Annotated in this window: 8 protein-coding genes; 4 read left to right on the top strand and 4 right to left on the bottom strand. The window is 55.1% G+C overall.

Annotated elements, in window-relative coordinates; genetic code table 11:
• Positions 1 to 113: 113 nt before the first annotated feature.
• From Fuma_RS06930 to Fuma_RS06910, 4 genes are all read right to left on the bottom strand, one after another.
• Positions 114 to 2,228: an efflux RND transporter periplasmic adaptor subunit gene (locus tag Fuma_RS06930; RefSeq protein ID WP_077023486.1), complete on the bottom strand. Its 2,115-nt coding sequence runs from the start codon at positions 2,226 to 2,228 to the stop codon at positions 114 to 116.
• Positions 2,229 to 5,036: a TolC family protein gene (locus tag Fuma_RS06925; protein WP_077023485.1), complete on the bottom strand. Its 2,808-nt coding sequence runs from the start codon at positions 5,034 to 5,036 to the stop codon at positions 2,229 to 2,231. It lies immediately after the preceding gene.
• A 792-nt stretch (positions 5,037 to 5,828) separates the two neighbouring features.
• Positions 5,829 to 6,521 carry an ABC transporter ATP-binding protein gene (locus Fuma_RS06915; protein WP_077023483.1) on the bottom strand — a complete coding sequence of 231 codons (693 nt, stop codon included), beginning with the start codon at positions 6,519 to 6,521 and terminating at the stop codon, positions 5,829 to 5,831.
• Positions 6,522 to 6,524: 3 nt separating this feature from the next.
• Positions 6,525 to 7,919 carry an MBL fold metallo-hydrolase gene (locus Fuma_RS06910; protein ID WP_077023482.1) on the bottom strand — a complete coding sequence of 465 codons (1,395 nt, stop codon included), beginning with the start codon at positions 7,917 to 7,919 and terminating at the stop codon, positions 6,525 to 6,527.
• Between the two features lie 266 nt (positions 7,920 to 8,185).
• Between Fuma_RS06910 and Fuma_RS06905 the strand changes: the two genes are divergently transcribed.
• The 4 genes from Fuma_RS06905 to Fuma_RS06890 all read left to right on the top strand — a co-directional run bounded on the left by Fuma_RS06905 (position 8,186) and on the right by Fuma_RS06890 (position 13,970).
• Positions 8,186 to 9,850: a DUF1549 domain-containing protein gene (locus Fuma_RS06905; RefSeq protein WP_077023481.1), complete on the top strand. Its 1,665-nt coding sequence runs from the start codon at positions 8,186 to 8,188 to the stop codon at positions 9,848 to 9,850.
• A 109-nt stretch (positions 9,851 to 9,959) separates the two neighbouring features.
• Positions 9,960 to 11,297, top strand: coding sequence for a DUF1501 domain-containing protein (locus tag Fuma_RS06900; protein WP_077023480.1), 1,338 nt, complete (start codon positions 9,960 to 9,962; stop codon positions 11,295 to 11,297).
• Between the two features lie 16 nt (positions 11,298 to 11,313).
• A complete protein-coding gene (locus Fuma_RS06895; RefSeq protein ID WP_229360870.1) occupies positions 11,314 to 11,889 on the top strand; it encodes a sigma-70 family RNA polymerase sigma factor in 576 nt (191 codons plus the stop codon).
• Positions 11,886 to 13,970 (top strand): DUF1549 domain-containing protein, encoded by a 2,085-nt coding sequence (locus tag Fuma_RS06890; protein WP_077023479.1) that lies wholly within the window; start codon positions 11,886 to 11,888, stop codon positions 13,968 to 13,970. Before Fuma_RS06895 ends, Fuma_RS06890 begins: the two co-directional genes overlap by 4 nt.
• Positions 13,971 to 13,975 lie beyond the last annotated feature (5 nt).

Genomic DNA, 13,975 nt, shown 5'->3' with positions numbered 1-13,975 from the left:
TAATGCGCAGTGTGAGGAATCGGAGGAGGGGGTTGATGTCGGCAATCGGTGAACGCAGATCCGGCAGGCCAATATTGTCCATGCCGGACGACTGCATTCAACACTTTGCTGAACTATCGCTGACTGAAGGCAGTCTTCAGTTCTTCCATTGTGATTTTTCCGTCACCATCGGCATCGGTTTTATCAAAATTGCCCCGCATATCACTTTCATCCTTCGTGATGGAACCGTCACCGTTCTTGTCCAGGCGAGCAAAGATCGCAGAAGGATCTGGTGCTCCACCAGCACCACCGGGCGGTCCGCCACCTGCGGGACGTTCGGCCTGCTGGCCGTTGCCCTTGTCTGCCCCGTCCTTGCCTTCACCACGGTTGCCTTGCCCGCCGCCCGGGCGTCCGGCACCCCGTCCGCCGGGACCACCGCCTGGTCCGAGTTCGCTACGATTCGGAATGACGGTGCGTTCGCGGTTGTCTTCCTGTTCGCCTAGCAGCTTGACTTCCAGTTCATTGATCTCACGCGAGAAATGGGTGCGAGGATTCATGACGACTCGTTCGCCTTCTGCCACGCCGTCAATGATCTCCATGTATTCGTCGTTGGCGTCGCCGACCTTCAATTCGCGGCGTTCGATCTCGCTGCCCTTCGCTACGTAGGTGAAGAACTTATTCGCAATTGATAGCACAGACTGCACCGGAATTTGCAGAACGTCTTCCTGTCGGTCGTCCACAATGATGCGAATCTCGGCCGTCATGCCCGGCTTCAGTTGCCGCACGGTATCAGCTCGGTCTGTGATCTTGATTCCGGCTTCGTATTCTTTTAGGTCCGTGTTGGGCCAGCTGCCCGGCACCGGCACAGACGAAATCGTTTCAAGCACGCCGTGGAACGTCGTACTGGGCAGTGCGTCAATCGAAATTTCGACCGGCTGACCAAGCATGACGCGGCTAATGCGAGATTCGTGAATTCGGGCGTCGATTTTCATTTTCTCGAGGTCCGGCAGATTAATAATCGCCTGGCGTTCTCGAACGGTCGCACCTTCTTCGATGACCACGGGTTCGCTGCGGCGACTTTCCTGCGACGCATAAACGACTTCACCCTGCTGAGGTGCAATCAGCCGGCAGGCTTTGATTTGCCGCAACGTCCGCTCCAGCTTTTCCTCTTCGACGGACAGCGTCAGCTTGCGAGCCTGGACGTCTGCCTTTAGCCCAGCCATCGCAGCCTTGCCTTCAAGGATCGCTCGCGTGGTTTCGCGAACGGTATCTTCCTTCATCTGCTCGAGTTCGCTTTTGGTGCGTTCCCATGTGAAGTTTTGCAGAAGCTTCAGTTCGCTCTCTTTAACGCTCACCAGAATCTGTTGCTTGGTGACTTCGATACGAGCCGCTTCCAGAGCGTTCAGGTTCGTGTAACCGCGGCGAGCCTGGTCGCGTACTTTTTCGTAGTTCTCCTGGTTGATCGCCAGCGTTTCTTCCAACGCTTTGATGTCACCGTTCAGCTGCTCTACTTGATTCCTAAATTCGCCGCCCTCAGCCGTGTATTTTGTGAAATCCAGCTCCGCGAGCTTTTCTGCCAAGCGTGCCTGAGCTTCGACGCTTTCGTTGGTAGTCTCCCGGATCTGCAGGTTCGTTTCAGCTTTCTCCAGGTCGGCTCGAGCTGTCGTGACATCGATCTGCTGCTGCTTTTCTTTTTCCACCAGCGTCGACGAATCGAGTTCGCAGACCATGTCGCCGGCGATGTACTCGCCCTTCTTAATCTGCTGACGGTCCTTAACCAACAGCTCGGTGAATTCGCCCATTGGGAAGGTGTAGGTTTTCGGTTCACCTTCTTCCGGGCGAACCAGAACTGTCTTTTCGGATTCTGATTCCACGTCGACGAATTCGACCACGCCATCGACTTCGGCGACGACCGGTGCGTTCACTTTGCTGCCTTCAGGCACCAAAGAAATAATGGTGGTCGAGCCTTCCACACTGTTGGTCAGCGTGGAGTTGCTGGAACTGTCGACCGTACCGTTTTCGGTGATCGTAATTCGGAAGGATCCGACTTCGGCCTTATGCAGAATATACTTACTGTTGGGCTCGCCTTCTTTTTTGCCAAGGTAGTCGCCGATCAGTGCCTGCGTGGCTGGTAGTCGCCAGGCCACAACGCCCAGTACCAGTACAACAACGGCAATCGCAACGCCCTTCGCACCGCCTCGCCGTGACACAGTCTGTTGTCGCAGCGAACGTGGAATAGTCTTGTTCATCTAAGGGATCTCCGGCAAAACAGGGATGGCAGGTTCCGGATCCGTCACAGTCGCATCAGATTGCAATCCAGTATCCGACTGCAATTCTGGGAACAATTCAGACGACGCAGGCATGTCTTCTGAGGTAGGTTGGTCGTCCAGTTGGTAGAATTCGTCCTCCCAGACGCCGTTAGGATCTAGCTCCATGATACCCATGTCCCGGAAGATGTTAAGACGATTTGACTCATAACTTACCCAATCGCTCACAAGTGAGTTTTGAGCCGTCAGGACCGAACTCAAGGCGTTCAACAGGTTCAAGGCGTTGCCGCCGCCCCCTCCTCCTCCGCCCGAGGCCACATTGTCGTATTGCAAAGCCGAAATCCTGACCGTTTGCCGGTCAATTTCCAACTGTTCTTTGTTCACCATGAGCTGCCGCCAACTACTGCGGACGCTCTGTTTCACGCTGTCTTCCAGCGACATGTACGATCGGCGATCTCGTTGATAGTCGATTAGTGCCGCGTTGTAGACATTGCGGGCAACAACCTGGTTAAGTGGCGTCTTGAAGTCAATGGTGACATTCGTCGAATCATTGTTGCCGCTGTCCGGGTCGACTTGTCCGCCGACTGTGACATCCAGTTTCGCCATCAGGGCGTTTGCCGCGATTTCTACTTTCCGTCGACTGTCCATGACGGCGGCTCGTGCGTTCATGAGGTCATGTCGGTTGTTGATAGCAATCACGACGACTTCTTCAAGATCGGGGGTTTCGTCGCTGCCAGGAAGCGTGAACGGGTTCAAGGCAATCACTTCCACCCTTAAACCAGCCTGTACAACCTGCAGGCCAGCGACGATCTTCACCAGTCGCTCCCGCATATCCATCGAGGCGTCGCGGACCATCCCCAGAAATTCTTCGCCCGTTTTTTTCTCCGTGATTTTCTGAAAGCTCATGCTGGGCAGGTTGTTCCAGTCCAATGGTAATTCGCTCGGCGCAATCAGGTTGTCGCCGTCCTTGTCGAGGGCCTTCACGACCTCATCGACGCTCTCCATTTGCAGTGTTTGATTGAAGATATCCAATGAAGCGGAGATCTGTTCAAACTTTTGAGCGATCAGGCGGTACAGTCGCAGGTCGTTGGCCACATCGTGGATCACCCGTTCACGCTCTTCCACAGTTCCAAATGCTCGCAACCGTTTTTCCGGTTGCAGATTCTCCGGACTTGTTGCATCGAGCACATCACGAACAGGTACAAAGTCTTGCTTCACCTGGTCCAGTTCTGTGGTAATTCGATCTTTGATTTCGACAAGCGTGGCAACGTATTTTTTGAGCTGCTCAAAATCCGGTGCGGATCTTTCGACGTCACCAGGCACGTCACTGCCCGGCAGCATCGCCGGCCCCTGTTCTTTGGCGAAATCATTCAGTTTGTCAACGAATGCCAGTAGATCTGCGTCGATCAGTTCGAACGGTGTGATAAACGTGTCATCGATTGTCAATTCGACATTCGGTGGCAGGCCGAGGCGAATTTTGAACGCATCCAGTTGGTCCCTGAGTTGCCGTCTGGAGTTCTTCAAAGCGTTCTGCTGCTGATTCAGTCGTGTCACAAGCTGAAGAACGGTCAGGTTAATGGTCTCAGTTTCTCGCAACTGAATCAGTTCCTGCGCGGCGGCCTGAAACGCACTTCCGTCGGAAATCGCCAGGAGATCGGCTTTCTGCTCGTCCGTGATTTCCACTCCGAGCCACGTCAGGAAGTCGTCCCCATAGATCACTTTGTCTTTGAGGGATTCGGGAATCTCGGCATCTTCCGGGAAGTCGACCAAGGGCACCGAGAGTTTTCGGTATTCACGATCATCATCCGCTCTTCCGACTTCAATCTGTTGTTCGATCTGCCGGATGTTGTTTTCCGCGTTGATAATGTTCTGCGCTGACTGCTGCAGGCGCAGGTAATCGTTGGCAACGTTCGTAAACAGAACCTGCCGAAATCGCGCCATGTCACGAACTTCGTAGAGCAGATTACGTTCAGACTGCGTCAAATTTTCGAGAGTCACCTTTCGCCCCGCCAGATTCAGTAACGGCTGAGTGATACTCCAGCCGAGTGATGGAGCCGAGCCCATGCCTTGTCCTGCTCTCCATGTGATGGAGTTCAGCACGCCGACAGCAAATTGTCCACCGGCTGGCAGCCGCTGTTGCACGCCCAAGCCGTTCAACAGGGTTGCATTCCTACCGCCGTTGTGTGGAAAGCCAGCCGAAAGATTCGCTCCGCCAAAACCGGCAGGAACGAGGTTGAATTGTGTGTTAAGTTGAAATCGCTGCTGAGTCAGCGCCAAAGCACGCAGATAGACCTCTTCTACCTGAAACTGATATTCGCGGCTGTGGATGTAGGTCAGATCGACAGCCGCGGCGAGATCGACCTTTGGAATCTCGACCAACTCATGGCCTTCCACTGGATTGCCGCTGTTCAGCAAAACTTCGTAGGGTTCCAGCCACGCCGGATTTTCCACTGTCACGGTGTCGCCCGTGGCGTGCCAGTATTTGAAATGTTCTTTGCCATCCACGCAGTGCATGAACTGATGAGCGGCCGGATCGTCGGGCGGCAGCGGCGGCTTGTCTGGATCATACGGATCGTAAAACCGGCTCCGCTTATCGGGAGTCAGGCTCATCCGCGGATTTTGCCAGCGTTCGTCGGTGAGCTTTTCTGAAATGGCGCGGTAGGTGTCGCCCTCGGCCTGTTCTCGCCAGAATTTGCGGGAGCAGCCGCTGAATGCGGGCAACACCATCATCGCCAGCAGCAAACCTGCAATGCGGCGATTCCATGCCGATTGTGTGACTGAAATTCTCATTCAAGCACTTCCGTATTTCTGAGTGAGAGTCTGCAGGGACAACGCCTCAGGCTGTTTGGGCGTGCGCCCAAAACGTTCCTGCCGGTCACCTCCATGGTGAGATCCGACGTAAACATGTTTCGCCAGCGAGACGTTGTTGCTGAGCAGCGGATCCTGCCGCGGCTCGGCATTTCATCGGTAGCACGGAACGTTGCAGTCGTCACGAAAGAACCGACAGTTACGGATTCGACACGTACGCCGGTGATGCTCAACGCAGAAACGCTTCCAACAGCAGCTTTGGAACAACCGGACCATGCTCCGTTGGAGCAATCCACCGTACCGCGACAGGCGGCAAAGGCGTGCGCGCACACAGAAGCGTTACAGGTTGCCTAATCGGAACGACGCCGCGTGTAGAACGGTCACGATCTTAAGATTTGCCGCAGGCGCAATTCACAGTCGACAAGCGAACAATCAGGACTTGTGCCAGGCTGTTGTAAGCCTGATGTGCCATGGTCAAGCGTTTGCGCGGGTTCTATTCCACCAAAGTGCGGACATTTGAGTGTGGTCCTGGCCCGGCAGGGCCGTAGCACGTAGCCTCGGGCGTAAGCCCGAGGTTTGCGCCTGCCGCCCACAAAAGCCCCGAGGGGGCGACAGTGGGAGGATAAAACGAAAACTGCTGTCACCCCTTCGGGGCTTTCTCAATTTCATTTGAACGCGACCTTGGGCTCACGCCCAAGGCGAAGTGCTGCCGCCCGCCGGGCGAATCGCAAAGCCAAGACACATCTCACGCACCATTGGATAGCGTGAGTAAACTCAGTTGGTCACGGCGGAAAATGCCACGGTGCGGTTCTCGACCTGCACCACGTGCGGAAAGTGGCTGGCCAGGTCGTTGCTGTGAGTCACGCACAACAACGCCGCATCGTGTTCGGCCGCCATTTTCAGCAGTAGCGAGCCCACTGTGTCGGCCGTCGCCGGATCCAGATTGCCTGTGGGCTCGTCGGCCAGCAGCAAAGACGGCTGGTGGATCAACGCGCGGCAAACGGCAACTCGCTGGCGTTCACCGCCCGATAATGCCGCTGGTCGGTGAGCACTCCGGTCCTGCAGGCCGACTTGTTCAAGCAGCTCTACGGCCCGTTTCTTCAGTGGCTTCACGTCGCGATCGAAACCCGCCAGCGTTGGCAGCAGCACGTTTTCCAGCACGCTGCACTGCGGCAGAAGCTGGTGTTCCTGAAACACGAAACCGATATGCTGGTTGCGAAAGCCGGCTAGTTTTTCGGCCGACAAGTGCCACGGGTTCTCATTCAAAATGGCGACTTCACCGGACGTGGGTTTGTCCAGAGTCCCTGCGATATGCAGTAGTGTGCTCTTACCACATCCGGACGGGCCCTGCAGCGCCACCGCATCGCCGGACGAAAGCTGCAGGTTGACGTTATCCAGAATGGTCAGTTCGCCAGCGGCTGTGGAAAACGTGCGGCCAACGTTGTTCATTTGCAGGACGATGGGCATCTTTTATACCTCAAAACTTTCACCAAACTGTGGAATCACTGGCGGGTGATCGCAGCAGTCGTTGATCAATTCGGCCATTGCTGCCGCAGGCTTTTCTTCGCCGTGAACGAGGAATGCATGACCGCAGCCCCCCTTTTTTTGTAACTCATTAAACCACCACTTGAAGTCTTCGGCGTCCGCATGAGCTGACAGACCGTTGACGGTTTCGACGTTCGCGTTCAGTTCGCGGCGGCGTCCGAAAATGTACACATGGTCGCGTTGCTGCACCAGTTGCCGGCCCAGAGTTCCTCGCGCCTGGAACCCGATGATCATGATTGTGTTGTTTGGATCAGAGACAGCGTTCTTCAGGTGATGCACGACTCGCCCGTTTTCACACATGCCGCTGGCCGAAATGACGACGAACGGACCTTTCTGCCGATTCAATGCAATGCTCTCATCGCGAGATCGCACGTACGTTAGGCCGTCGAAACTAAAGATGTCGTCGTCGATCTTTAGCGTTTCCTGAACTTCCTCGTCCAGGCCTTCCTGATGGTCGCGGTAGATTTCTGTCAGCCGCGTCGCCAATGGGCTGTCGATGTACACGGGCACTCGACACATCGCGTCTTCGTTACGAAGTTCGTTCAGCAGGTAGACCAGTAGCTGAGTTCGTCCCAGACTGAAGGCGGGAATAATGACCTTGCCCTGCTTGCGAGACGCGTCACATATGATTCGCTGCAGCGCGCCTTTGACGTCGCCGGTTTCCGGATGAACGCGATTGCCGTAGGTCGATTCGCTGATGACGACATCACAGCGTTCGACGCATTCCGGGTCGTGCAGCAGCGGCTTGCCGCGTCGGCCCAAATCGCCGGTAAACACGATGCGACGCCATTCGCCCTTGTCTTTGATTTCCAGTTCGGTGATGGCCGATCCCAGAATGTGGCCGGCGTGCAGAAACCGAATGCGCACATCGTCGGCAAGCTCTTCCCATTCGTTAAAGGCGATGTATTCGAACATCTTCGCCACTTCACGAGCGTTCTCTTCTGTATACAGCGGCTCAAGGATCGGTTCGCCGGGCTTTGCCTTCTTGGCTTTGTAGATGGCGTCTTCGCGCTGAATCTTGGCGCTGTCGCGGAGCATCATCGTGGCGATGTCGGCGGTGGCTCGCGTGCAGTAGATCGAGCCTTCGAAGCCCGCCTTGACCAGACCGGGGAGATTCCCGCAGTGATCAATGTGGGCGTGAGACAGAATTACAGCGTCGAGCGATCTGGGTTTGCAGTGAAAAACACGGTTCTTGGGGCCGGTTTCTTCGTCTCTTCCCTGAAAGAGCCCGCAGTCGAGCAAAATTCGGCGACTATCAGTCTCGATCAAATGCTGACTGCCAGTAACTTCACCAGCGGCCCCGAAAAACGTGATTTTCATTGACTGTACGCCTGAACAGTGTTTTATTGGTAGATGAGGCAATAATGGGACAGTGGGCAAGACTTTGTCCTGAAAAGCCCACACTGCAGCATAGTCGGCCTTCGACGACCATGACAGGTAGTGAATAGAAGGCGGGAAGAGCTCGGATTTCTGGCTTTTACTTGATTGCGTAAGAAAATACGACGAACACAAGGCCGCTTATATGGTGTAAGTTTATGTCACACCATGTTTGACGCAGAAGGTCGCAGGAGCAGGAGACAATAGAAATGAAATTGATGTCCAAATGGATTGCCATTGCCGTTGCCGCAACCGGCACCCTGCTGAGCTTCATCACGTCGGCTAGTTACGCGTCAGACAGTTCAGCCAGTGACGAAGGTGGTGCGTCGACTCTATCGGTGATTGAGTTCGTTGACGCTCAAATCCGCCAGGGTTACGAAGACAATGAGATCGAACCGTCTCCTCGAGCGACGGATGAAGAATGGGTGCGCCGCGTTTATCTGGACGTCGTCGGACGCATCCCGACGCTGTCGGAAGTGAAGAAGTTTCTGGCCGATGAAAGTCCTCGCAAGCGAGGTGTGTTGGTCGACGAGTTGTTGGAAAGCCCGGACTACGTACGGCACTTCACGGCGATCTGGACGAACAACTGCGTCGGTCGGGGAATCCCGCAAGGCAACAATAAGCCATTCAGTCGCGCTGGGATGACGAAGTTTTTTCGCGAAGTCTTTGCGAAGAATCGACCGTGGGACGAAGTGGTTGTCGATCTTGTGACCAGCGAAGGTCATTGGGAAGAAAATGGAGCCGTCAACTACACGTTGGCTCAGACGCAACTGCCTGACGAAGCCGTCCAGCTAACGGCTAAGACAACCAAGCTGTTTCTTGGGATGCAGGTTCAGTGCACTCAGTGCCACAACCATCCGTTTAATAATTGGCAGCAGGCTCAGTTCTGGGAGTTCAACAGCTTCTTCCGTCAGGTACGAAACATCAATCACCAGCGAGCTAACCCGACCACTGGTCGACGTGAGCAGCAATACCGCGAAGTCGTGCTGCAAGACTTCAATGGTCCCGTTCACTACGAAAAACGCAGCGGCCTGATGCAGGCAGCGTTGCCAAAATATTTTGACAAGACAATCGAACCTGACGCCTTCGATCGTCGCAAGGAATTCGCTCGACTACTGCTGGAGAACGAAAACGGTCAAACGCCGTTGATCTCGAAAGCGTTCGTAAACCGGACATGGAGTCAGTTTTTCGGTTACGGATTCACTCGACCGATTGACGACATGGGGCCTCACAATCCGGCATCGCATCCCGCTGTGCTGGATCGCCTGGCCTCTGAGTTTGTGGACGTCGACTACGATGTGAAGAAGCTTGTGCGGTGGATTACGACGTCGGAAGCCTATCACCTTACCAGCCAGTTCGGCGAGAAAAACAGCATCGACAAGCCTTCTGCTGGTGAGATGCCACTGTTCAGCCACATGTATATCAAGTCGATGCAGGCAGAACAGTTGTTCGATTCACTGATTGCCGCGACGAACGCTCACCAGGCCGGAAGCGGCGGTTGGGATGGCCAGGAGGAACAACGGCGCCGCTGGATGCAGCAGTTTGTGGTCGCGTTTGACAACGACGAAAACGACGAAGCGACCACGTTTAACGGCACAATCCCTCAGGCGCTGATGATGATGAACAGCCCATTGATCGAAACTGCGGTCAGTGCAGAACGAGGCAGTTTTCTGTTCGAAACATTTACGCGTCCTGGCACCGACAAAGAGAAGATGAACGATCTGTACCTGGCGGCTCTCAGTCGTAAACCGTCGCCGATTGAAGTTAACAATGCCACGAAACTGATTCGCGGATATCGAGGCAACACGGCAGCCGCGTATCAGGATCTGTTCTGGGCACTACTGAATTCGAATGAGTTCATTCTGAACCATTAGGACTTAACGAAACGAACTGGTCGTCCTCCCACAATTCATTGCGGGAGGGGTAACCATCGCCAGCCTTAATTTTTCGCAGTAAACACGACCTTTCACCTGGAGCAATCGCATGTCACTTTGGAACAACTACGGCATGAACCGCCGCCACTTTATGCAGCACATGGCGACGGCTGCCGCGACAATTCCTGCGATTAACTTTCTGTCTCATGTGCAGGCTAACGCGGCCACGCTGAAGGCTAACAAGAAATCCTGCATCCTGATGTGGATGGGCGGCGGGCCTCCTACGATCGACATGTGGGACCTAAAACCCGGCGCTAAAACCGGTGGTGAATTCAATCCGATCGACACGGCTGTACCTGGGATTCAGATCAGTGAACACATGCCGGAAACGGCCAAGGTTTTCCAGGACCTGTCGATCGTGCGTTCCATGAGTACTCGCGAAGCCGATCACGGCCGCGGTCGCTACTATATGCACACTGGCTATGTTCCTAATCCAACGGTCGTTCACCCGACCTTCGGTTCTGTTGTCAGCTACGAACTGGGCCGTAAACGGACCGCGTTGCAGATTCCATCGTTTGTGTCTGTTGGTGGCGGATCTGGTCAGGCGGGCTTCCTCGGGATGTCGCATGCTCCGTTCGTTGTTGGCACCGATGGTCAGATCAACAACGCTCCGACAGACGAAGGTCGCAGTCGACTGAAGGGCCGTCTGGAAATGCTGGCGGTCGTTGAGAAGAACTTCATTCAGTCGAAGCGGGGCGAGTTGCCGGAAGCTCATAAAGACGTCTATTACAACGCTGTGAATCTGATGCAGTCGCCGCAGATGGCCGCTTTTGATATCGACAAAGCCAACCCGCAGCTTGGGTTGGAAGCGGAATCGGCAGAAGCCAGAAAAATGTACATGGGCGATGGTGCCGGAGGCGGCATGGGCATGGGCGGAGCCAACGGGTTCGGCCAGAGTCTCCTGATGGCTCGCCGATTGGTGGAAGTTGGCGTGCCGTTTGTGGAAGTGAACCTCGGCGGTTGGGACCTTCACAACGATGTCTTCAACTCATTAAAGAATCAGCGGCTACCGACGCTGGACCGAGGCATGGCGGCTCTTATGAAAGACCTGAAGCAGCGTGGCATGCTGGACGACACGGTTGTTGTGTGGATGGGCGAATTTGGCCGCACACCTCGCATTAACCAGAACGTCGGTCGAGATCACTGGGCGGCTAGCTGGTCGAATGTTATCGGCGGCGGCGGTTTGAAAAACGGACAGGTCATCGGTGCCACCAACGAAGACGGAACTCGCGTGGCGGATGGTAGCAAGGCATACTTGCCTGGCGACATTTGGGCGACGGTTGCTTATGCGATGGGAATTCCGTTGAACACAGTTCACACGTCAAAACGAGGCCGACCAATGAAGCTGGCCAACGGCGGCACGGCGATTTCGGAACTGATCGGATAGAAACGGTTGCCGTGTGATGGCCTCGAAGAACACCACAGCACCAGACATGGAAGAAGCGACTGCCGCTGGCGGTGTGCCGAACCAAAACTTCATTCGTTCGTTCACTCAGGCGCAGCGAGCATTGTACTTGTACGTGCTGCCCCTGGTGGGCAATCCCAGCGATGCGGATGAAGTGCTGCAGGAAACGAATCTGGTCATCTGGAACAAGTGGGACCAGTTTGAGGAAGGCACCAACTTTCTGGCGTGGGGCCGAGCCATCGCGCGGCTGGAAGTGTTTCGGTTTCGCCGGACCTACAATAACAAAGTCACCTTCCTTGACGACAGCATGCTGGACCTTGTGGCGAAACGAGCCGAAGCGATCAGCGAAATGACAGAAATGCGGCAGGAAGCTCTTTCCGACTGCGTGTCGCAGTTACGTGAGAAAGACCGGCAATTAATTGAAATGCGCTATCAACCCGGCGCGAATGGTGACAAAGTGGCGGAAAAGCTCGGACGACCGGCCAATTCTGTATACCAGTCACTAAGTCGCATTCGCCGTGTGTTAGTAGAATGTGTACAACACCGTCTCGCGGAAGCGGGAGGAGCATCGTGAACGAACAACGCGAAGAACTCATTCGCCTGACGAACCGTCAGCTGGATGCGGAATTATCAGAAGTGGACCAGCAGCGACTGGTTCAGTTACTGAACGCCGATGCGCAGCTGGTGGACTTGTATACTGAGATTCTCTGCCTGCATGGCCAGCTAACTTGGGATGCCGGCCAAAGCGTCGGTTTGAAGGCTGAGGGATTGCCGGAAGTCGGTCCTGCACCAATCACTTCTGAAACTGTGGCTCCTCGCAAACCATGGCGTTTCGCACCCACTGCAACAATTGCCGCACTACTTGTGGCGGTTGTCGGGGGCTACCTTTTTGTGAAGTCGCCGTGGAAGGATGCGAACAACGTCGTTGTCGTGCCGGAAGAAGACGCGTCAGACAATGGTGTGCTGGTAGCAGAACAGAATCCTAACGCGTCCGAAGACATCGACCTGACGCCGCTTGATTTGTCGCATCCAAAGGGGGCATCGCAGCCGACTGTTGTCGCGCAGGCTCCTCAGCCCGCTGTCGAATCCCCAGGCCGTCCTGCTTTGGCAGACAACTTTTCTGATGACGACGTGATCGCCGGAATCGACGGTTTGATTCAACAAAGCTGGGCCAACAACGAAATCACGCCAACCGTCGAAGCGAATGACGCGGAATGGATGCGTCGAGCTTACCTGACCCTGGCCGGACGAATTCCTTCGCTGGAGGAGTCTCATCAGTTCCTGACCGGCGACAGTCCTCGCAAGCGAAGAATCCTGGTCGACAGATTGCTGACCGCGCCTGAACGGAATGAGCACCTTGCGACGACATGGACGAATCTGCTGGTGGGACGGACAGAACGCCCGGGCGTGAATCGTGATAAGTTGTTTGAGTTCCTCACCGAATCCTTCACGGAAAATTCTCCATGGATTGATACCGTCGGCGAACTAATTACGGCGTCTGGTCGAAACGACGAAAACGGAGCGACCAATTTCCTGCTGGCACACCTGAATAATCAGGCCACCCCAGCCACGGCAGTGACGGCTCGTTTGTTTATGGGCGAGCAGATCAGTTGCGTGCAGTGTCACGACCATCCGTTTTCTAATGGTGTTAGCCAGGAAGACTACTGGGCGCTGAATGCGTTTTTCAAAGACACCGTCAAAGAGGCATTGCCGGAAGCTGAAGGCGCGAACGCGTCGGGGTTGACGGCTCGGCTGATCGACCGGCCGAAGAAGGAACGGATGACGCATTTTGAGGATCGCTCAGGCAATCAGAAAGCCGTGTTGCCGAAGTATGACGGTCACGTGATTGCGGAGGCCAGTCAGGAAAACCGTCGCCAACGGCTGGCAAAATTACTGGCAAGTGACGGCGACCGAAAAATCGCGCGAGCGATGGTCAACCGCACGTGGGCTCACTTTTTTGGGTTTGGTTTTACCAATCCGGTTGACGACATGGGACCGCATGTGCCGGTCAGTCATCCGGATGTGTTAGGCCTGTTAACTGAAGCTTTCGTGAAGTCGGACTATGACTTGCAACGTCTGATGAAGTGGGTTTCTTTGTCGCAGGCGTGGCAGCTGTCCAGCGTGGCTTCCAATGAAATGGATATGCCGGAACATGGGGCAACGCCACTGTTCAGTCGCGTGTATGCTCGCCGGATGACGCCGGAACAGGTTTACGAATCGATTCGAGTGGCAATCCGATCTGCTTCAGGTCAGCCTTTAGCTCGCGACGAAAACTCGCTGGAACATCGGCGGACATGGGTGCAACAGTTCGCTCATGCCTACGGTACCGACGAGAATGACGAAGCGCTGCAATTCGATGGCACGATCGTTCAGGCACTTCTGATGATGAACGGATCCGATATCGACATCGCGTTGCGGCAGGCCACTCAGGCGATCGTGCAGGATCTGAATCCGCGTACAACGGAATCGGACGCTCTGGATCGAGTCGCATTGGCGATGCTGACGCGCGAACCTACCGACAGTGAACGCCAGGCGTTTCGCAATCGTATTCGTCAGCTCACCAATCAGTCGTCGCCCAAAAAGGCCGTGCCAGTGGCTGTTGAAGACATGATGTGGGCGTATCTGAACAGCAGCGAGTTTGTGCTGGTCCATTGATGTTG

Source organism: Fuerstiella marisgermanici, from assembly GCF_001983935.1.
In the GTDB taxonomy this organism is placed as follows: domain Bacteria; phylum Planctomycetota; class Planctomycetia; order Planctomycetales; family Planctomycetaceae; genus Fuerstiella; species Fuerstiella marisgermanici.
The sequence above is the reverse complement of the archived record's forward strand: the minus strand, read 5'-3'. Positions and strand labels throughout refer to the sequence as shown.